General features: G+C 72.7%; 20 protein-coding genes and 1 tRNA gene. 13 read left to right on the top strand and 8 right to left on the bottom strand.

Annotated elements, in window-relative coordinates:
* Positions 1-77: 77 nt before the first annotated feature.
* Positions 78-1,223: a magnesium/cobalt transporter CorA gene (corA, locus tag ACN26Y_RS08265; RefSeq protein WP_155329713.1), complete on the top strand. Its 1,146-nt coding sequence runs from the start codon at positions 78-80 to the stop codon at positions 1,221-1,223.
* A 103-nt stretch (positions 1,224-1,326) separates the two neighbouring features.
* On the opposite strand, the gene ACN26Y_RS08270 is transcribed toward corA, so the two are convergent.
* The gene (locus ACN26Y_RS08270) at positions 1,327-2,166 is read right to left on the bottom strand and encodes a hypothetical protein (RefSeq protein WP_155329714.1); all 840 of its coding nucleotides are present in this window, start codon (positions 2,164-2,166) and stop codon (positions 1,327-1,329) included.
* 59 nt (positions 2,167-2,225) lie between these two features.
* On the opposite strand from ACN26Y_RS08270, the gene ACN26Y_RS08275 reads away from it, so the two are divergent.
* Both ACN26Y_RS08275 and ACN26Y_RS08280 read left to right on the top strand, forming a co-directional pair.
* Positions 2,226-2,756 (top strand): peptidylprolyl isomerase, encoded by a 531-nt coding sequence (locus tag ACN26Y_RS08275; RefSeq protein WP_422734553.1) that lies wholly within the window; start codon positions 2,226-2,228, stop codon positions 2,754-2,756.
* Positions 2,757-2,813: 57 nt separating this feature from the next.
* Positions 2,814-3,725, top strand: coding sequence for a rhomboid family intramembrane serine protease (locus ACN26Y_RS08280; protein WP_422734554.1), 912 nt, complete (start codon positions 2,814-2,816; stop codon positions 3,723-3,725).
* A 96-nt stretch (positions 3,726-3,821) separates the two neighbouring features.
* On the opposite strand, the gene ACN26Y_RS08285 is transcribed toward ACN26Y_RS08280, so the two are convergent.
* Positions 3,822-4,250 carry a PH domain-containing protein gene (locus ACN26Y_RS08285; RefSeq protein WP_366599440.1) on the bottom strand — a complete coding sequence of 143 codons (429 nt, stop codon included), beginning with the start codon at positions 4,248-4,250 and terminating at the stop codon, positions 3,822-3,824.
* 82 nt (positions 4,251-4,332) lie between these two features.
* Here ACN26Y_RS08285 and ACN26Y_RS08290 point away from each other — a divergent pair, with 82 nt between their 5' ends.
* The 6 genes from ACN26Y_RS08290 (at position 4,333) to ACN26Y_RS08315 (ending at position 10,077) form a co-directional block, all read left to right on the top strand.
* Positions 4,333-5,505: a thiolase family protein gene (locus ACN26Y_RS08290; RefSeq protein ID WP_155329718.1), complete on the top strand. Its 1,173-nt coding sequence runs from the start codon at positions 4,333-4,335 to the stop codon at positions 5,503-5,505.
* 55 nt (positions 5,506-5,560) lie between these two features.
* A complete protein-coding gene (locus ACN26Y_RS08295; protein ID WP_155329719.1) occupies positions 5,561-6,559 on the top strand; it encodes a phosphotransferase in 999 nt (332 codons plus the stop codon).
* 118 nt (positions 6,560-6,677) lie between these two features.
* Entirely contained in the window at positions 6,678-7,193 is a 516-nt protein-coding gene (locus ACN26Y_RS08300; RefSeq protein WP_155329720.1) for a hypothetical protein, read from the top strand.
* Positions 7,194-7,266: 73 nt separating this feature from the next.
* Complete coding sequence (locus ACN26Y_RS08305; RefSeq protein ID WP_155329721.1) at positions 7,267-7,959, top strand: response regulator transcription factor; 693 nt, start codon at positions 7,267-7,269, stop codon at positions 7,957-7,959.
* Positions 7,952-9,406 carry a sensor histidine kinase gene (locus ACN26Y_RS08310; RefSeq protein WP_155329722.1) on the top strand — a complete coding sequence of 485 codons (1,455 nt, stop codon included), beginning with the start codon at positions 7,952-7,954 and terminating at the stop codon, positions 9,404-9,406. The genes ACN26Y_RS08305 and ACN26Y_RS08310 overlap by 8 nt, the downstream gene beginning before the upstream one ends.
* An 86-nt stretch (positions 9,407-9,492) precedes the next feature.
* The gene (locus ACN26Y_RS08315; RefSeq protein ID WP_155329723.1) at positions 9,493-10,077 is read left to right on the top strand and encodes a hypothetical protein; all 585 of its coding nucleotides are present in this window, start codon (positions 9,493-9,495) and stop codon (positions 10,075-10,077) included.
* Positions 10,078-10,126: 49 nt separating this feature from the next.
* On the opposite strand, the gene ACN26Y_RS08320 is transcribed toward ACN26Y_RS08315, so the two are convergent.
* Positions 10,127-11,722: a ricin-type beta-trefoil lectin domain protein gene (locus ACN26Y_RS08320; RefSeq protein WP_155329724.1), complete on the bottom strand. Its 1,596-nt coding sequence runs from the start codon at positions 11,720-11,722 to the stop codon at positions 10,127-10,129.
* 277 nt (positions 11,723-11,999) lie between these two features.
* Here ACN26Y_RS08320 and ACN26Y_RS08325 point away from each other — a divergent pair, with 277 nt between their 5' ends.
* Positions 12,000-12,707, top strand: coding sequence for a glycosyltransferase family 2 protein (locus ACN26Y_RS08325; protein ID WP_155329725.1), 708 nt, complete (start codon positions 12,000-12,002; stop codon positions 12,705-12,707).
* Here ACN26Y_RS08325 and ACN26Y_RS08330 read toward each other — a convergent pair.
* A complete protein-coding gene (locus tag ACN26Y_RS08330) occupies positions 12,704-13,594 on the bottom strand; it encodes a transketolase family protein (protein WP_422734555.1) in 891 nt (296 codons plus the stop codon). The genes ACN26Y_RS08325 and ACN26Y_RS08330 overlap by 4 nt on opposite strands.
* A gap of 2 nt (positions 13,595-13,596) precedes the next feature.
* On the bottom strand, positions 13,597-14,349 hold the full coding sequence (locus ACN26Y_RS08335; RefSeq protein ID WP_422734556.1) for a transketolase: 753 nt from the start codon (positions 14,347-14,349) through the stop codon (positions 13,597-13,599).
* 46 nt (positions 14,350-14,395) lie between these two features.
* On the opposite strand from ACN26Y_RS08335, the gene soxR reads away from it, so the two are divergent.
* A complete protein-coding gene (gene soxR / locus ACN26Y_RS08340) occupies positions 14,396-14,833 on the top strand; it encodes a redox-sensitive transcriptional activator SoxR (protein ID WP_155329728.1) in 438 nt (145 codons plus the stop codon).
* Here the strand turns inward: soxR and ACN26Y_RS08345 are convergent.
* The gene (locus tag ACN26Y_RS08345) at positions 14,830-15,807 is read right to left on the bottom strand and encodes an NAD(P)H-quinone oxidoreductase (protein ID WP_155329729.1); all 978 of its coding nucleotides are present in this window, start codon (positions 15,805-15,807) and stop codon (positions 14,830-14,832) included. The two genes, soxR and ACN26Y_RS08345, sit on opposite strands and share 4 nt — an antisense overlap.
* Positions 15,808-15,970: 163 nt before the next feature.
* Between ACN26Y_RS08345 and ACN26Y_RS08350 the strand changes: the two genes are divergently transcribed.
* Positions 15,971-16,057 (top strand) — tRNA-Ser (locus ACN26Y_RS08350).
* Positions 16,058-16,083: 26 nt separating this feature from the next.
* Here the strand turns inward: ACN26Y_RS08350 and ACN26Y_RS08355 are convergent.
* Positions 16,084-16,968, bottom strand: a complete 885-nt coding sequence (locus ACN26Y_RS08355; RefSeq protein ID WP_230688924.1) for a sulfotransferase domain-containing protein — start codon at positions 16,966-16,968, stop codon at positions 16,084-16,086.
* 223 nt (positions 16,969-17,191) lie between these two features.
* On the opposite strand from ACN26Y_RS08355, the gene ACN26Y_RS08360 reads away from it, so the two are divergent.
* On the top strand, positions 17,192-17,725 hold the full coding sequence (locus ACN26Y_RS08360) for a YbhB/YbcL family Raf kinase inhibitor-like protein (RefSeq protein ID WP_422734557.1): 534 nt from the start codon (positions 17,192-17,194) through the stop codon (positions 17,723-17,725).
* Between the two features lie 30 nt (positions 17,726-17,755).
* Here the strand turns inward: ACN26Y_RS08360 and ACN26Y_RS08365 are convergent, their stop codons facing one another.
* Positions 17,756-18,466, bottom strand: coding sequence for a class I SAM-dependent methyltransferase (locus ACN26Y_RS08365; protein WP_155329732.1), 711 nt, complete (start codon positions 18,464-18,466; stop codon positions 17,756-17,758).
* Positions 18,467-18,510 lie beyond the last annotated feature (44 nt).

Below are 18,510 nucleotides of genomic sequence, written 5' to 3' on the forward strand. Positions count from 1 at the left end.
CTGGTGATCCGTCACCGCCGGTGACGCCGCCGACGGCGTACCCTGCAATCCGCGGCGCTGCGTGGAAGGGGGGCGTGATGGCGGACGGCATGGACCGGGCACGGACGGTGCTGCCGGGTGGCGGTCGGACCAGGTCCCGCGACTGGGTGGCACCGGTGCGGGCGATGACCCGGCGGCTCACCCCCGACGGCTCGCCACGCGTCCCGGAGCCGGCTGGCCCGCGACGCGACTCCGTCGTCGACTGCGCCCTCTACGTCGGCGGGAAGCGCCAGGCGGGCGACTGGACCTACGCCGAGGCGCTGGCCGCGGCGCGTCGGGCGGACGACGGCTTCGTCTGGCTGGGCCTGCACGAGCCCGACCTGACGGAGATGACCGAGATCGCCGCCACGTACGGGCTGCACGAGCTGGCCGTCGAGGACGCGGTCAAGGCCCAGCAACGGCCGAAGCTGGAGCAGTTCGGTGACGTCAGCTTCCTGGTGCTGCGGACCGCCCGCTACTGCGAGCACACCGAGCTGACCGAGACCTCCGAGGTCGTCGAGACCGGTCAGGTGATGCTGTTCATCGGGCCGAACTTCCTGATCAGCGTGCGGCACGGTGACGCCTGCCGGCTCGCCCCCGTCCGTGCGGACCTGGAGACCAAGGGGGAACTGCTGCTGCACGGCCCCTGGGCGGTCGCGTACGCGGTGACCGACCGGGTGGTCGACCTCTACCTGGAGGTCGCCGACCAGTTGGAGGACGACCTCGACACCCTGGAGACCGAGGTGTTCGACCGGCACGCCACCGGCCGTATCCAGCGGATCTACCAGATGAAGCGGGAACTGGTCGAGTTCAAGCGGGCGGTGGTGCCGCTCCAGCGCCCCCTCATGACGCTCACCGCACAGATGAACCGGGACGTGCCGAAGGAGATCCGCCGCTACTTCCGGGACGTCCAGGACCACCTCAGTCGCACCGTCGAGCAGGTCAACTCGTACGACGACCTGCTCAACTCGATCCTCCAGGCGCGGCTGGCGCAGGTCACCGTCGACCAGAACAACGACATGCGCAAGATCGCGGCCTGGGCGGCGATCGCCGCGGTGTGGACCGCCATCGCCGGCATCTACGGCATGAACTTCGAGTTCATGCCCGAGCTGCGGTGGACGTACGGCTACCCGACGATCCTGGCCCTCATGCTGGGTATCTCGCTGGCCCTGTACCGCTGGTTCCGGCGCAACGGCTGGCTCTGACCGTCAAACCCCGCGATCTCGCACCAAGCGCCCGGACGAAGTCGGCGAAAGCCGCGAACGGGCGACCAGAAGTGCGAGATCGCGGGGTGACGTGGTCGGGGGATCAGCGGCGGCCGTTCTTGTTGAGGGCCTTGCCCAGGTCGTCGGCCGGCCGGCCTGAGGACTCCGTGGCGCCCTCGGCCACCGCGGGGATCTTGTCGGTCGCGTGGACCGACGCCTGCTTGGTCGGGCTGGTGCTGGAGGCGCTGCTGCCGCCGGCCACCGCCGAGCTGCCCGCGCCGGTCGGCCCGCCGGCCGCGCCGGAGCCACCGGCCATCGTGGACGCCGAGCTGGTCTTCTCGGCGGGCGTCCGGGTGGTGACCTCGATGGTGTCCACCTCGTCCCGCATCGGCTCCAGGGAACGGGTCGGGTCGTACTCGGCCCACTCCTGCTGCTCGCGGCGCCGCCGCATGGCCATGGCACCGGCCAGGCCCGCCACCGCGCCGGCCGCGAGGAGGCCGGTCATCATCCCGCCCCGGCCGGACTTCTTCTTGCGCGCTGCCTTCATGTTCTTCGCCTTCACCTTCCTGCTGACGGCGGCCTGCTTGGCGGCGGCGGCCTTCCGCCCGTTGACGGCCTTGCCGGCCGCCTCGGCCTGCGCGTCGCGGAGGGCGAGAGCCAGCGGCGCGAGCGCCGCGACGGTCGACGCGTAGCCGCTCGACGCGCGGTCCCGCACGACGACGGCGGTCGGCGCGATCGCACCCCGGGCCGCCAGGACCCGCGGGCCGACCGTGGCGCCGGCACCCCTCGCCGCGTACGTCGCGGCCTGCTTCAGGTGACCGAAACCCTGGTTCAGCTCGGCCTTCGCGAGCTGTCCCTGGGTCTTTCGCCGCCCGATTCCAAACACGGTCCCACCTCCTGGGAGTTGTCCTCCGTCATCCTCCACCTTCGGATGCCTCCGCATGACCAGATCGGGCACATGGGAGGATCCGCATGGAACTGACCAACGAGTGAGGAGTACCCGTGGCCGAGGCTGTCTACGCCACCTTGCACACCAACGCCGGTCCGATCCGGCTGGAGCTGTTCCCGAACCACGCGCCGAAGACCGTCCGCAACTTCGTGGAGCTGGCCGAGGGCACCAAGCAGTACACCGACCCGCGCACCGGCCAGCCGGGCGGCGGCCCTTACTACGACGGCACCATCTCGCACCGCGTCATCAGCGGCTTCATGATCCAGATGGGCGACCCGACCGGCACCGGCCGCGGCGGCCCCGGCTTCACGTTCGCCGACGAGTTCCACCCGGAGCTGCGCTTCGACCAGCCGTACCTGCTGGCGATGGCGAACGCCGGGCCGGGCACCAACGGCTCGCAGTTCTTCATCACGGTCGCGCCGACCCCGCACCTCAACAACCGGCACACCATCTTCGGCCGGGTGGCGGACGAGCAGTCGGCGAAGGTCGTGGACTCGATCGCCAACACCCCGACCAGCCCGGCCGACCGTCCGCTGCAGGACGTCGTCATCGAGCGGGTCGAGATCGAGCGCAGCGGTTCCTGAGCGGGCGCGAGGTACCTTTGCTCGCATGACTGAGCGTCCGGGCACCAGGACCGACCGGTGAGCGAGTCCCCGCCGACCACCCCGGTCTGCTATCGGCACCCCGGCCGGGAGACGTACGTCCGCTGCACCCGCTGCGACCGGTCCATCTGTCCGGACTGCATGCGCGAGGCGTCGGTCGGGTTCCAGTGCCCGGAGTGCGTCAACGAGGGGCGCCGCAGCGTACGGCCGGCGCGCACCGCCTTCGGTGGCGGTGCCGCCGGCCGGCACGGCTACGTGACCAAGGCGTTGATCGTGATCAACGTGCTGGTCATGCTGCTGTCCATCGCCTCCGCCGGCAGCGGTGGTGCGGTGATCGGCGGCAACGGTTTCGGTGGGCTGCTCGGCGACAGCACTCCCCTCACCAACTGGGGTTCCGTGCTCGGCGCGGCGATCCTGCCGAACGGGACGGTCGGCGGCATCACCGAGGGTGAGTGGTACCGCCTGGTCACCGCGATGTTCCTGCACTTCGGCGTGATCCACCTGCTGCTGAACATGTGGGCGCTCTGGGTGCTCGGCCGGTCGTTGGAGGCCCAGCTCGGTCGGCTGCGTTTCGCCGCGCTCTACCTGATCTCGGGTTTCGGCGGGAACGTCCTCGCCTACGTCTTCACCGAGCAGAACCGGCCCACGGCCGGCGCGTCGACCGCCATCTTCGGGCTCTTCGCCGCGCTGATCGTCATCGAGCGCCGGATGGGTCGGGACATCTCGCAGGTCATCCCGATCCTGGTGATCAACCTGGTCTTCACGTTGACCGTGCCGGGCATCTCGATCCCCGGGCACCTCGGCGGCCTCGCGGTCGGCGGCCTGATGGCCCTCGTCCTCGCGTACGCCCCGCGCTCGCGGCGCACGCTGGTGCAGGCCGCCGGCGGCGCGGTGATCGTGGCGGCGCTGCTCGGCCTGGCGCTGATCCGCACCGCCGCCCTGCTCGCCTGACCACGGCCCGCGGTGGGGCCCGCCCCCGCACGCCAGGCCGCCGCACGCCGGACCGCCGTGCGCCGGGGCCGTGCGGTCAGGCCCCGCGCACGCCGGTCAGGATGCCGGCCGGAGGGCGTTCAGCTCCTCGGCGACCTCGGCCGGGTCGGCGTCGAGGTCGTAGCGGCCGAACAGGTGCAGCGACTCCCCGGTGTCCACCTCCAGGACGGCGCTGGCCAGGCCGAGCCGGGTCCGCCGGTCGACGGTGACGGCCTCCACCTGCGACCAGGGCAGCCGCCGGTGCCCCGCGAAGCCGTGGACGACGGTCAACCCGTCCGGGTCGACGGCGAGGCGGACCGGCGCCAGTACGTCCCGGGTGGCCCAGACGAGCAGGGCCACGGCGACCGCCCCGGCCAGGACGAGCCGGACCGGGTCCCGGTCGGCCAACAGGAGACCGAGCGCGACCAGGGCGACCGCGCCACCGGCCTTGACCGCCGGCAGGGCGGCCGACACCCGCCACTCCCGCCTGCCGGACTCCGCATCCATGCACCCAGCATGCCAGTGGGGCGAGACGGCCGGTCGGGCGGCGACGTACGATCGAAGCCAGCCAGGTTACCGGGGAGTAGATATGAGTGACGCAGTCATCGTCGGCGCCGTACGCACCCCCGTGGGGCGGCGCAAGGGAAGCCTCGCCGGTGTGCATCCGGTCGACCTGTCCGCGCACGTGCTGCGCGCCCTCGCCGAGCGCACCGGCATCGACCCGGCCCAGGTGGACGACGTGATGTGGGGGTGCGTCTCGCAGGTCGGCGAGCAGTCGTGGAACGTCGCCCGCAACGCCGTCCTCGCCGCCGGCTGGCCGGAGTCCGTGCCCGGCACCACCCTCGACCGCCAGTGCGGCTCCAGCCAGCAGGCGCTGCACTTCGCCGCCGCGACCGTGCTGTCCGGGCAGGCCGATCTGGTCGTCGCCGGTGGTGTCGAGTCGATGACCCGGGTGCCGATGGGCTCCAGTGTGGGGGGCGGCATGCCGTTCAGCCCGGCGATCCTGGAGCGCTACCGGGGCGTCGAGGGTGTCGCCGAGGATTCCCCGCTCCCGTTCAACCAGGGGGTCGGCGCCGAGCTGATCGCCCAGCGCTGGCGCTTCTCCCGCACCCAACTCGACGAGTTCGCGTTGGCCAGCCATGAGAAGGCGGCCGCCGCGCAGGACGCCGGCGCCTTCGACCCCGAGTTGGCGCCGGTCGCCCTCGCCGACGGCGGCAAGTTCGGCGCCGACGAGGGCATCCGCCGCGACACGTCGCTGGAGAAGCTGGCCGAGCTGCCCACCCCGTTCCGGCCCGACGGCGTGGTCACCGCCGGGTCCGCCTCGCAGATCTCCGACGGCGCGGCGGCGCTCGCCGTCACCACCGCCGAGTGGGCCAGCCGGCACGGCCTGCGTCCGCTGGCCCGCATCCACACCGCCGTGGTCGCCGCCGACGACCCGGTGGCCATGCTCACCGCGCCCATCCCGGCCACCGCGAAGGCGCTGCGCCGTGCCGGGCTGGGCATCGAGGAGATCGGGGTGTACGAGGTCAACGAGGCGTTCGCCCCGGTGCCGCTGGCCTGGCTCGCGGAGACCGAGGCCGACCCGGAGCGGCTCAACCCGCGGGGCGGCGCGATCGCCCTGGGGCACCCGCTCGGCGGCTCCGGCGCCCGGATCATGACCACGATGCTCGCCCACATGCGCGACAACAACATCCGCTACGGCCTCCAGACGATGTGCGAGGGCGGCGGCATGGCCAACGCGACCATCGTCGAGCTGCTCTGACCGCGACGGGTAATCAGGTCGCCGGCCCGCCGGCCGGCGGCCTACATTGCCCGGCGTGACCACCACCGGAACTCCGCAGACCGACTGGGCCGACCCGCGCTGGGGCGACACCGCCCTGGCCTGGGTCGCCGAGCAGCTCCGGCCGGACGGCCGGCAGGTGACCGGGCCGGTCGAGGCCCGGCTCCGGCCGTGGTCCCTGGTCTGGCGCGTCCCGACCGACGACGGCGACGTCTGGTTCAAGGCCAACAACCGGGGCACCGTGCACGAGGCCGGGTTGGTGGCCGCGCTGGCCCGGCTGGCCCCCGGCCGGGTGCTGGACCCGATCGCCGTGGACACGCGGCGCGGCTGGTCGCTGCTGCCCGCCGGCGGGGAGTCGCTGCGGGACGTGCTGTCCCGGGACCGGGACCTCTCCCGCTGGGAGCGGGTCCTGCCGGAGTACGCCGACCTGCAGCTCGCCGCCGCCGTGCACGCTGGCGAACTGCTCGCCCTGGGCCTGCCCGACCACCGGCCGCAGGTGCTGCCGGAGCTGTTCGAGGAGCTGCTCGACGACGAGGAATCCCTGCTGCTCGGTGCCGAGGGCGGGCTCGGCACGGAGGCGCACCAGCGGCTGCGCGCGTACCGGGACACGTTCGCCGAGGACTGCCGGCGGCTCGCCGACTCGGCTGTCGCCCCCACCGTGCAGCACGACGACCTGCACGACGGCAACGTCTTCGTGGCCGGGGACGGGTACCGGTTCTTCGACTGGGGCGACGCCTCGCTGGCCCATCCGTTCGGCACGCTGCTGGTGACCCTCCGGTCGGTCGCGTACTCGGCCGAGCTGGCGGGGGACGACCCGACGCTGGTGCGGCTGCGGGACGCGTACCTGGAGCCGTGGACCGGCCGGCACGACCGGGCGACGCTGCGCGAGCTGGCCGGGACCGCCATGCGGGTCACCACGGTCAGCCGATCCCTGTCCTGGCGCCGGGCCCTCGACACGCCGGACCCGGCCCGCCGGGAGTACGCCGAGGCGGTGCCCGGCTGGCTGGGGGAACTGCTCGCCCCCAACCCGGTGTAGGACCGCCGGGTCCCGGTGCACGTCCGCCGTCGCACCCCCGGTGCGACGGCGGACGTGCAACTTGCAAATTCCGCCGAGTGGCCCACGTCACCCCTGCCCGGGCGTCGTTGGGCAGAGCATGGACGTCTTCTCCCGAACGTTCCTCCCGGCCGCCGCCGAGGCCGGCGTGGCGATGCAGACCGCCAGCCGGCACATGCCGGTCTTCCGCCGCTGTGTCGGCTCCGGCGACGCCACCATTCTGGTCACCCGCTGCAGCCGCCCCGACCGTTCGGTGGCCGGCGAGTACCTGCTGCTGCTGACCCACCGTCGACTGGTCGTCACCCAGCAGACCCGGGTCCTGCACCGGCTGCGCCTGCACCTCAACACCGAGCTGCGCGAGCTGAGCAACGTCACCTGGAGCCCCGACCCGCGGCTGCACTCAATCGAGCTCGCCGCCACCGCGATCGACGGCGTCCGGGAGCGGTTCCTCATCCGTACCCGGCACCCGAAGCAGATGTGGCAGCTGGACGCCCTGCTCAACCACGCCTTCCGCACCCGGGTACGGCCCGCGCGCGAGCGGCTGGTGGCCACCATCGGGGACGCCGCGCCGGCCGCCGCTCGGCCTGCCGCCTTCCGTCCCGTCGTGGTCCGCTGACCGGGCACGTCCTTACCGAACCCGAACACGTCCCGGACACTCCGGCATCGTCCCGGTCGGCCATCATGGGCCGGTGACCGTCGACACGCCGACCCGCGGGCTCGTCCTCGTCGTGGAGGACGAGCCGTCCATCGCCGACCTGGTCCGGCTCTACCTGACCCGGGACGGCTTCGGCGTACACCTCGAACGCGACGGCGAGGCGGGCCTGGCCGCCGCCCGCCGACTCCGCCCGGTGGCCTGTGTCCTCGACATCACCCTGCCCGGTCTCGCCGGCACCGAGGTGTGCCGCCGGCTGCGCGACGCCGGCGACTGGACACCGGTCATCTTCCTCACCGCCCGCGACGACGAGGTGGACCGGGTCGTCGGCCTCGAACTCGGCGCCGACGACTACGTCACGAAGCCGTTCAGCCCCCGCGAACTGGTGGCCCGCGTCCGGGCGGTCCTGCGGCGCACCGCCGGGCCACCGGAGAGCGCGGACCGCCCCCGCGCGGTCGGCCCGGTCACCCTGGACCCGGGTCGGCGCACGGTGACCGCCGCCGGCGCCCCGGTCCACCTGACGTCCACCGAGTTCGACCTGCTCGCTCACCTGATGGCCCGCCCCGGCCGGGTGTTCACCCGGGAGGAACTGCTCGCCGCCGTCTGGGGGTACGCCGCACACGCCGGCACCCGCACCGTCGACGTGCACGTGGCGCAGGTCCGCGCCAAGCTCGGTGCGGCGAGTGTGATCCGCACCCACCGGGGCGTGGGGTACGCCGCCGATGCGTGACCACCCGGTGGACCCGCCGACCGTCGCGTTGCCGGTGACCGGGGCGTACCCGGCTCCCCGCCCCCGGTCCGGCCGTACGCTGACCTCGCGTGCGGTACTGGTGACCTGCGCGGTCGCGTTGATCTCGGTGCTGGTCACCGCGCTCGTCGGGATCCCCCTGGCGGTTCGCGGGGTGGAGCGCGGCGAGCAGCGGGCGCTGGCCGCCCAGGCCCGGCTGGCCGCCGAGGCGCTGCGGAGCCGGCTGGGCACACCCCGGACCGGCGACGAGGAGCGGCTGATCCGGCAGCTCCGGCTGCAGGGCATCGAGGCGTACCTGGTCCGGGACGGCGTGGTGGACCGGCCCGGCCTGCCGCCCCGGGTGGTGCAGCGCGTCGCCGAGGGCCGGAACTTCTCCGGCCGGCGGCCGGTCGCCGGGCGGCCGGCCCTGGTCGAGGGGCGCGCCCTGCCGGGCGGCGACGGGGTGGTGCTCGCCCGAGCCGTCGAGCGCGGCGGCGTGTGGGGGCAGGTGATCCGGAGTCTCTGGCTGCCGCTGCTCGCCGGGCTCGCGGCCGGCGTGGTCGCCGGTACGCTGCTCGCCCGCCGGCTGGCCCGGCCGATCCGGCACGCGGCCGCCGCCGCCGCGCGGCTGCGGGCCGGTGAGCGGGCGGTCCGGATCCCGGTCGAGCCGCCCGAGGAGGTGGCGGACCTGGCGGAGGCCCTCAACGGACTGGCGGCCGCGCTCGCCACCAGCGAAGGGCGGCAGCGGGAGTTCCTGCTCTCGGTCTCCCACGAGCTGCGGACCCCGCTGACCGCGATCCGCGGGTACGCCGAGGCCCTGGCCGACGGAGTGATCGGCCCGGAGGAGGTGACCGGCACCGGCCGTACCGTGCTGGCCGAGGCCGAGCACCTGGACCGGCTGGTGAGCGACCTGCTGGCGCTGGCGCGGCTGGAGGCCGCCGACTTTCCCCTCGAACCGGTGCGCGTCGACCTGACCCGGCTGGCCGCCGACGCGGAACCCGCCTGGGCCGCCCGGTGCGCCGCGGTGGGGGTGCCGTTCCGGGCCGAGATTCCCGACCGGCCGGTGCCCGCGTACACCGATCCGGGCCGGATCCGGCAGGTGGTGGACGGGCTCCTGGAGAACGCGCTGCGGGTCGTACCCCCGGGGGCGCCGGTGGTGCTCGCGGTCCGGCCGGCGGGCGCGGACCCGGCCGACGGCGGGGTGGTGGAGGTCCGGGACGGCGGGCCCGGCTTCACCGACGACGACCTGGCGGTGGCGTTCGAGCGCGGTGCCCTGCACCAGCGGTACCGGGGGGTGCGCAAGGTCGGTAGCGGCCTCGGGCTGGCGCTCGCCGCGGGCCTGGTCCGCCGGCTCGGCGGGGACATCACCGCCGGGCACGCGCCGGAGGGCGGCGCCGCGTTCACCGTTCGGCTGCCGCCGGATCCTTACCTGACCCGAACATCGGCCTGACGCACCGCTGGCCCGGCGGGGGCAGGCTGGTTCCCGTGTCGGAGTCGCGGCTTGCGCGGCCACACGGAGCGACGAGAGGGAGAGTCATGGCACGTTGGGGATTCGCCGCCACCACGCTGCTCGCGGCGGTCACGCTCGGTGTCACCGGCTGCGGCGCGGCCCAGGTGGCGGGTGAACCGGCGCGGGAGGCGGCCGTCGAGGTCGCCGCGGCGATGGGCGTCGAGGGGCAGGCGCTGGCCGCGATGGGCTTCGACCCCGCCGAGATGGACGTGGCGACGGTCGCCGCGCCGGCCTCGCCGTCGCCGTCGGCCTCCGCGGCGCCGGACCGCCGGGAGCGTGCCGAGGAGTGGCGCAAGCGCCGGCAGGCCCGGGTGCTGCTGCGGAAGAACACCCTGCACGGCGAGGTCGTGGTGCAGACGAAGGACGGCGGTACGAAGACCGTCGCCGTCCAGCGCGGCGAGGTGACCGCGATCGACGGGCAGAAGATGACCGTGAAGTCCACCGACGGGTTCACGATGACCTGGACGTTCGGCCCCGAGCTGCGGGTGCTGGAGCGGCGCCGTACGGTGCAGCCCGAGGCGGTCGAGGTCGGCAGCGTGCTCGGCGTGGCCGGCGCGAAGGATGGCGAGAACGGCGTCGCCCGCCTGATCGTCCTTCCGCGCGGCAAGTAGGTACCCGCGAGGGAGCCCCCGGTCGGGTCGGCCGGGGGCTCCCTCCTGTTCAGTAGACGCGCGAGCCGATGAAGTCGTCGTGGCCGTAGCCGACCGGGTTGGCGAAGGTGCGGGACTCGAAGGACCACTGCTGGCGGCTGCTCGTCGAGCAGGTCGCCAACCGTAGCCGTGGGGTGCCGAGCCACGGGTTGTCGAACGCCAGGCAGAGGTTGGTGTTGCCGGCGGCCTTGATTTGCCGGCCGCTGAACACGAACTTCTGGTTCGCGCCTCCGTGGCAGTCGTAGATGTTCACCGCCGTGCCGGCGGTCAACGACCCGCCGGCCACGTCCAGGCACCGGTCGTGCGACAGTTCGGAGTGCAGCGACTGGCGCGTCGGGTCGTACCAGAAGCCCTGGTTGCGGCCGCCGTGGCAGCCGTACGACTGCTGGACGGTGCCGTTGCGGGAGTCGTACCCCCGGCCGTCGACGCAGGTGCCGGTGGCGCCGTTGCGGAGCTGCCGGAACTCGAACAGGCCGGGGTAGAGCACGCCGGTGCCGGTGCTGGCCGGGTCGACGCAGGTCGCCCGGTCCTGGCCGGAGGCGTAGAACTGTGTGATGCACTGGGCGAACATGCCGTGGCCCCGGTAGTTGGGGTGGAACGACTGCCGGGCCGCGTTCTCGTCCCAGATGCCGAGTTCGATGTAGAGCCCGCGTACCGCCGTGACGTCCATGCAGACCTCGTGGCCGTGGAAGAGCCGGCTCGCGTCCAGGTAGCGGGTGCCGGTGTTCGCCGCCGCCGCCCGGAGGGCCGTCTCGAACAGCGGCACCGCCTTGTTCCGCGCGAACGCCGCGTCGGCGAGGTAGATCAGGCAGCCGCCCGCGTACCAGCCGGGGAAGTTCGGGTTGTCCTCGACGTCCGGGCTGCCCGGGCTCGGGTACGACATGAGCACCAGTTCGTAGTCCGAGGTGAGGTAGCCCGCCTTCGTCATGGTCTGCCGGATGTCGCGGAGCGCGTCCTCGACGGCGCGCCGGCTGCCGTCGGTGCGGATCGTCCACTGGTCGGTGTAGGTCGGCCAGCACGGACCCTGGAAGAACACCCGGCGGACGGCGCAGTCGGTGGCGACCGGGCCGAACTGGATGGTGCCGTCGCCGTTGGCGCCGACCACGACCCAGATCAGTTTGACGTGGGTGTTGCGGGCCTTGATGCCGAGGTGGTCGCCCTGGTTCAGCTCGTTGTGCTGGGTCGGGCCGCCGGCGATCAGGTTCCACGGGGTCGCCCCGGAACAGGCGATGTTGTACTTCACGTCGGCGGTGATGCCGGTCCGGAACACCGCCTGGTCGTACGAGCGGTCGCACCAGTTGCCGGGCTGGTGCGTGCCGGGGACGTAGTTGCCGACCCCCTCTCCGGAGATCTCGCTGTCGCCCATCGTGACGAGCGAGGTGTGGCGCTGCTCCAGGGGGCGGATGTCGGGCGACCCGTAGAGCGCGGTGGCTTCGGCGGCGCGGATCGCCTCGAGGTGGGCGGGGAGTGGCTGGACGGTCGGACGGTCGGCTGCGCCGGCGGGGGCGGCCGGCAGGCCGAGCAGCGGGAGGACGAGAGCGGCGGCGATCGCGGCGGTGAGGGTTCTCCGTCGGGTCGTCCGTCCGCGCCTGGGGTTGCCAAGCATCGACGCACTCCTTTCCGGCTCGATCGTGGGACGTCGATCGGGTTACCGGACGGTAACGCGCTTGATGCAGGTATGTGAATACGTCTCAGAATGGTTGCGCGCCCGCTGCCGAACCGGGCGATCCGGGCGTATCGCGGGCGCCGATCGGTGCGCCGCGAGGCGACGACCGGCCGTTCATCGGCGGGAACGAGCCGGTCGGACAGTGGCCGACCGTCGGGCGGAGCCCGCCGGCAGGGTAGGCTGTGGCACCGTAATGTCCGTTACCCGGGAGAATTCCGTGAAGCTCTCGATCCTCATGCCGGTCTACAACGAGGAAGAACGCATCGCGGACGCCCTGAAGCAGGCTCTGGCGGTCGACTACCCGTGCGAGATCGAACTCGTGGTGGTGAACGACGGCAGCCGGGACGGCACCGGTGAGATCCTGGGCCGCGCCGATGACGCGCGGCTGCGCGTCATCACCCATCCACGCAATGCCGGCAAGGGCGCCGCGATCCGGACGGCGGTCGACAGCGCCGACGGCGAGTACATGGTCATCCTCGACGCCGACCTCGAGTACGACCCGCAGGACATCCCCAAGCTGCTCGCGCCGGTCCTCGACGGCCGCGCCACCGTCGTCTACGGCAACCGCACGTTCGGCAGCCACAGCGCCTACAGCTTCTGGTACGTGATGGGCAACAAGGGCGTCACCATGGCGGCGAACGTCCTGTTCAACTCCTACATCGGTGACCTGGAGACCTGCTTCAAGCTCATGCCGGTCGACCTGTACCGCTCGCTGGAGGTCCGCTCCCGGGGCTTCGGCATGGAGGCCGAGGTGACCGGCAAGCTGCTGCGCCGCCGCATCCGCCCGTACGAGGTCCCGATCAGCTACCGCGCGCGGAACCGCGAGGAGGGCAAGAAGATCACCTGGAAGGACGGCGTCGAGGCGCTCTGGATCCTCGGTCGCGAGCGCGCCCGCCGCCGCCCCCGCTCCCAGGACCGGCCCTAGATCAGAGCCGGCGCCAGGAAGTCGGTCACCGATCGGCGCAGCCCCGCCGCGTCCAGCCCGTGCCAGCGGGTGTGGTCCTCGGCGGACCCGTACCGCCGGAGGTCCCGCCGCCGGACGCCGAGCGCCAGCAGCCGGTGCGGGCGGTCCGCCAGCGCACTCGTGACCACCCGGCTCGACGTCCCGGCGAGGTAGGGCTCCACCAGGATCACGTCGGTGCCGGCGAGCGCCCGCAGTCCGGCGACGTCGAACGGTCGCGGCCGGTGCGTGTACGCCACCGTGACCGGCAGGTCGGCCGTCGCCGCCAGCGCGGCGGCCAGGACCGGCCCGACCGCCACCAGCAGCGGCGCGCCCGGCCCCGCGTCCCGGATCACCCGGAGCGAGCCGTCGCCCCCGTACGGCCGGTCGTTGTGCAGGACCGACAGGCGTACGTACGCCGAGGTGTCGGCGGCCACCGTCGCGCGCAGCAGTGCCGGCACCTCGCCCGGGTGCCCCGGCACGTGCACGGTCCAGTCCTGGAGGGTGTCGATCAGCGCGACGTCGGCCGGCGACAGGTGGGTGCGCCCGGCGGCCGCCCGGTCGTACGAGGCGCCGACGCTGACCAGTACGGCGCTTGCGCCCTGGTGGTCCAGGTCCAGCTTGAGCTGCTCGTACGCCCGCTCGACGAGGAACGGCGCGTAGCTGTGCACGATCGGCCGCAGCCCGGTCAGAGCCAGCCCGCCGGCCACGCCGACCATCAGCTGTTCGCGGATGCCCACGTTGACCACGCGGTCCGGATGGCGGGCCGCGGCCGGGGCGAACTGGGCGGCCGAGATGTCGGCGAGGACCAGCGCCGTACGCGGGTCCGCCGCCAGCAGTGCGGTGGTGGTGTCGACGAAGCTGTCGCGCACGGTCACTCCCCGGTGTCGACGACCGCGACGACGACGTGCGGCCGGTGGTTGTCCTGCCCGGTCAGGGCGGTGTACAGGGCGTCGTGGTCGCGCCCGTCGACGGTCGCCGCGGTCCAGCCGTCGACCGTGAACCGGGCTGCCGCGCCGCCGGGCCAGCCGTGCGTGGCGGACGAGTTGTCGATGACGATCGCCGTGAGGTTCGCCAGCCCGGTGGCGCCCGCGTACGTGATCGCCTCGTGGTTGGAACCCTCGTCCAGTTCGGCGTCGCCGACCAGCACGTACACCCGGGGGTCCAGCAGCCCCTGGGCCCGTAGCCCGAGCGCGGTGCCCACGCCGAGGCCGAGGCCGTGGCCGAGCGAGCCGGAGCCGATCTCCACCCCCGGCACGAGCATCCGGTCCGGGTGGTCGCCGAGCCGGCTGGCCGGGCCGCCCTGGTCGTCGAGCCAGCCGACGGGGATGAAACCCTTCGCGGTGAGCACCGCGTAGTAGCCGGCGACCGCGTGCCCCTTGGAGAGCAGGAAGCGGTCCCGGTCCGGGTCGTCGACGGTCCCCGGACCGACCCGCAGGACCCGGTCGTAGAGCACCCAGAGCACGTCGAGGGTGGAGTACACGTTCGCGCCGAGCTCCCGGCCCGCGCGGACCCGGTCCAGCAGCGGCGCGACGGCGTGCCGGTCGTCGTGGGACATGACAACCGGCCGGCCGTCGAGGGGCGCGGCGGCCTCGATGAGCCGTGAGGTGGTGGCGAGTCTGGTCATGCGGATAGCCTGCAAGTTCAAGTTAACTTCAACTCAAGGCGACGTGATGCAGGAGTCACTGACCATCGGCCAGCTCGCCGAGCGCAGCGGCGTGGCGCCGTCCGCGCTGCGCTACTACGAGCGGCTCGGGCTGATCCGGGCCGAACGAACCGGCGGCAACCAGCGCCGGTACGCGCGGATCGAGCTGCGCCGGGTGGCCTTCATCCGGATCTCGCAGCAGGTCGGCATCTCGCTGGACGAGATCCGCGAGGCGCTCGACTCGCTGCCGTCCGCCCGGACCCCCACCCCGGAGGACTGGGCCCGGCTCTCCCGCGTCTGGCGGGACCGGCTGGACGAGCGGATCCGGCTGCTGGCCAAGCTCCGCGACGACCTCGACGGCTGCATCGGCTGCGGCTGCCTGTCGTTGCGGCGCTGCGCCCTCTACAACCCCGGCGACACGCTGAGCGGCGAGGGCCCCGGCGCGCGGCTGGTGCTCCCGGGCTAGGGTACGGTCAGCAGCACCTTGCCGACGTGCTCGTTCGACTCGACCAGGCGGTGCGCCGCGGCGGCGTCCGCCATGGGCAGCCGGCGGTCCACCACCGGACGGATCCTCCCCGCTTCGACCAGCGGCCACACCTGCTCGCGTACGCCCCGGACGATCTCCGCCTTCTCCTCGACCGGCCGGGATCGCAGCGCCGTCGCCGCCACCGTTCCCCGCTTCGCCAGCAGCGCACCGAGGTCCAGCTCGCCCTTGCGGCCACCCTGCATGCCGATCACCACGAGCCGGCCCCCGGTCGCCAGTGCGGCGACGTTCCGTCCCAGGTAGGAGGCGCCCATGATGTCGAGGATGACGTCCGCGCCCCGGCCGTCGGTGAACCGCCGGACCTCCTCGACGAAGTCCTGCTCCCGGTAGTCGATCGTGTGCGCGGCACCCAGCTCCCGCAGCGCGTCGTGCTTCGCCGCCCGGGCGGTCGCCACGACCGTCGCGCCGAGCGCCGCGCCGAGCTGGATCGCGAACGTGCCGATCCCGCTGCCGCCGCCGTGTACCAGCAGCGTCTCCCCCTTCGTCAGCCCGGCCAGCTGCGCCACGTTCGACCAGACCGTGCACGCCACCTCGGGCAGGGCCGCCGCGTCGACCAGGTCGACGCCGGCCGGCACCGGCAGCAACTGCCCGGCCGGCACGGTCACGCGCTCCGCGTACCCGCCGCCGGCCAGCAGCGCGCACACCTCCTGGCCGACCGACCACCCAGTCACGTCGGGGCCGGTCGCGCTCACCACGCCGGAGCATTCCAGACCCGGGTACGCGGGCGCGCCCGGCGGCGGTGGGTACAGCCCCTGCCGTTGCAGCAGGTCCGCCCGGTTCACCGCGCTGGCACGCACCCTGACGACCACCTCGCCGGGGCCCGGCTCCGGATCGGGCACCTGGGCCCAGACCAGGGCGTCGGGTCCACCGGGCTCCGGGATCGTGATGGCGTGCATGGTCCCTGTCTACCGCACCGGTCCGGCGGCCGGCGACGCATCCCCGACGAAGCGGCGCATCCCACTGTGGACGCCCGGCGCCGCGGTGGACGTGCGCGTTCACGCGGCGGGCCGCCGTGGCAGACTAGGCACGGTCGCGTATCCCAGCGGGGTGCGCGGGCCGGGAGGGTTCGCCTAGTGGCCGATGGCGCTGGTCTTGAAAACCGGTAGGGCGGCAACGTCCTCGTGGGTTCGAATCCCACACCCTCCGCTCGCAATGGCGACGGGCGTCAGGCTCTACCCGCCCGAGGCGTGACCGGACTGGTCATGTGCGGGGTATCCGAGGAGCTTGACGAGGTCGCCCGCCGCTGCGTCGAAAGCCTCGTAGACCCCGTCATCGAAGTGGTTGCGCCAGTCGCCGGCCTTTCCTTTCCGGTAGTGGGAGGTCGACCGCGCGTTCCCCCGGTTCCCCTGCATTCTGGAGAAGCTGTAGCGGGAAAGGAGGGCTTCCAGCTCGGACGACGGGATGAAGATGCCGCAATGGCGCAGCAGTCGATCCACCTCGTCCAGCTGCCGTTCCCCGGTCAGATCCTCGTAACGAAAGAGACGGAACGTGTCCGCGCTCGGCGCGAGTGCCCACGACCGGAGCGTCCGGTAGAGGCCCTTCTCGGAGAGGTAGTTGACGACGTGCACCATCCCGTCCTTCGTCGGGCTCTCCTGGAGGACCTTTCGAATCCGTGGAATGTCCCCCATGGGTGCGTGTGAGTTTCGGAGCGAGAAGTAGCTCGAGACGACGATGTCGCGGGGATCCCGGAGTACGAAGAACGCCCGATGGCTATCGGGTTTCGGGATGGCCCGGTAGCGTTCGTACGGGAGGAACACGGACAACGCCATGTGGCCGGGTGGGGGGACGGACCGCTGAGGCCGCCGGGAGAGGCGCGGGATGTAGGGCAGCAATCCGGAGTAGCGATAAACGACCGGGTCGCTGAGCAGGTCCTTTATCCATTGACTTCCGGTCTTGTGTACCGCGTAGTGGTAGATGTTCTCGTACTGACACTTCGTGATTACCGGAACGGTGATCCGCAGTCGCGCATTGTGCGCTTCGAGCATCGCTCGTCGGGCCAGGACCCGCAGCGAATCAGGCGCGTGTTGCTTAACCAATCTGACGGTTTGACCGGCCACCTTGCGAACCTACCGCGCCGCCGGGGCGGAGGACAGTCTCAGATTCGCGTGCGTCAGCGTTCGGCTCCGCCGCCCCGCCGGTTGGCAGGACCTGCTCGACGCCGCCGAGCCTTGAATCCGCCCTCCCCACGGGGGCGCAGCGGCGCTTCCGGTTCGCTGGCCGGCGTCGGCGGGGTATGAAGGTGCGCAGGAGAAATCGCGCTCACCGGAAGGATCCGTCCCGATGACCCTGGAACGACCGATCGCCCCGGACCCGTACGAGCTGCTGCCGACCGTGCCGTCGTTCACGCTCACCAGCGACGACGTGCAGAACGGCGAGCCGATGGACGCGGCCCACGCCCACCCCGGCGGCGGCGGTGACAACGTCTCCCCGCACCTGGCCTGGTCGGACTTCCCGGCCGAGACCAAGGGCTTCGCGGTGACCTGCTTCGACCCGGACGCGCCCACCGGCAGCGGCTTCTGGCACTGGGTGCTGGTCAATCTGCCGGCCAGCGTCACGCAGCTGCCCCGGGCAGCGAGCGAGGCCGACTTCGCCGGTGGGTTCGCCGTCCGCAACGACTACGGCGAGCAGGGCTACGGGGGTGCGGCCCCGCCGCCGGGTGACCGCCCGCACCGGTACGTCTTCGCGGTGCACGCCCTGGACGTGGAGCGCCTCGAGGTGACCCCGGAGGCCACCCCGGCGTACGTCGGCTTCAACCTGGCCTTCCACACCCTGGCCCGCGCGGTCATCCGCCCCACCTACCAGGTGAAGGAGTAACCCGCGCCGGACCGCCGGAGGGGGCCCGGGTCAGGACGGGGTGCGGGCCACCGCGAAGACGGACTGGCCGAACGGGGGACGGATCCGCTGTTCGGCCGCCTTCGTGGCCGGCAGCACCAGGGTGTCGTACACCTTGACCATCGGGCCCTCCTTCGGCATCAGCCGGAGGACCTTGGTCGCCATGAAGTAGCCGATCAGGCCGAGCGCGTTGGCATAGTGGATCTTCTCCACCGTGAGGCCGGCCTCGGTCATCGCGGCAGCCAGGGTCTTCTTGGTATAGCGCCGGACGTGGCCGGTGGCGATGTCGGCCGGGCTCATCGCGAACTCGAAGGCCGGCACGATGATGATCACGGCACCGCCCGGGCGGACCAGGTCGCGCATGCTGCGCAGCGCGCTCACATGGTCCTCGATGTGCTCCAGTACGTTGTACGACACCGCGGCGCTGTAGTCGCCCTGCTCCGAGTGGGGCAGCAGCATCTGGCGCACCTCGACGGACGGCTCGGCGGCGAGCCGTTCCTTGAGCGCGACCAGCCGGTCCGGGTCGGCCTCCGTGGCGGTGAAACGCGGCAGCCGCTCGGCCCACTCCAGGGCGTAGTCACCGAGACCGCTGCCGATCTCGATCGGGTTGTCACCGAGGTACGGCAGCGCGAGTTCGACGAACCAGCGACGGTGGTTCACCGCGGTCGCGAGACCCTCCAGGACCTCGGACTGCACGCGCTGATCTCCGGTGATTTCTGCCATGCGTCGATTCCTCACGGTGTGACTCGATCCGCGCCTGGACCGAC

The organism is Micromonospora sp. WMMD558 (assembly GCF_049315255.1).
Lineage (GTDB): Bacteria > Actinomycetota > Actinomycetes > Mycobacteriales > Micromonosporaceae > Micromonospora.

Excerpts from the sequence above, each read along its gene's own strand:
- corA (WP_155329713.1), top strand. The coding sequence starts at position 78 with ATGGCGGACGGCATGGACCGGGCACGGACGGTGCTGCCGGGTGGCGGT.
- ACN26Y_RS08270 (WP_155329714.1), bottom strand. The coding sequence starts at position 2,166 with ATGCGGAGGCATCCGAAGGTGGAGGATGACGGAGGACAACTCCCAGGA.
- ACN26Y_RS08285 (WP_366599440.1), bottom strand. The coding sequence starts at position 4,250 with ATGGATGCGGAGTCCGGCAGGCGGGAGTGGCGGGTGTCGGCCGCCCTG.
- ACN26Y_RS08290 (WP_155329718.1), top strand. The coding sequence starts at position 4,333 with ATGAGTGACGCAGTCATCGTCGGCGCCGTACGCACCCCCGTGGGGCGG.
- ACN26Y_RS08300 (WP_155329720.1), top strand. The coding sequence starts at position 6,678 with ATGGACGTCTTCTCCCGAACGTTCCTCCCGGCCGCCGCCGAGGCCGGC.
- ACN26Y_RS08310 (WP_155329722.1), top strand. The coding sequence starts at position 7,952 with ATGCGTGACCACCCGGTGGACCCGCCGACCGTCGCGTTGCCGGTGACC.
- ACN26Y_RS08315 (WP_155329723.1), top strand. The coding sequence starts at position 9,493 with ATGGCACGTTGGGGATTCGCCGCCACCACGCTGCTCGCGGCGGTCACG.
- ACN26Y_RS08320 (WP_155329724.1), bottom strand. The coding sequence starts at position 11,722 with ATGCTTGGCAACCCCAGGCGCGGACGGACGACCCGACGGAGAACCCTC.
- ACN26Y_RS08335 (WP_422734556.1), bottom strand. The coding sequence starts at position 14,349 with ATGACCAGACTCGCCACCACCTCACGGCTCATCGAGGCCGCCGCGCCC.
- soxR (WP_155329728.1), top strand. The coding sequence starts at position 14,396 with ATGCAGGAGTCACTGACCATCGGCCAGCTCGCCGAGCGCAGCGGCGTG.
- ACN26Y_RS08345 (WP_155329729.1), bottom strand. The coding sequence starts at position 15,807 with ATGCACGCCATCACGATCCCGGAGCCCGGTGGACCCGACGCCCTGGTC.
- ACN26Y_RS08360 (WP_422734557.1), top strand. The coding sequence starts at position 17,192 with ATGACCCTGGAACGACCGATCGCCCCGGACCCGTACGAGCTGCTGCCG.
- ACN26Y_RS08365 (WP_155329732.1), bottom strand. The coding sequence starts at position 18,466 with ATGGCAGAAATCACCGGAGATCAGCGCGTGCAGTCCGAGGTCCTGGAG.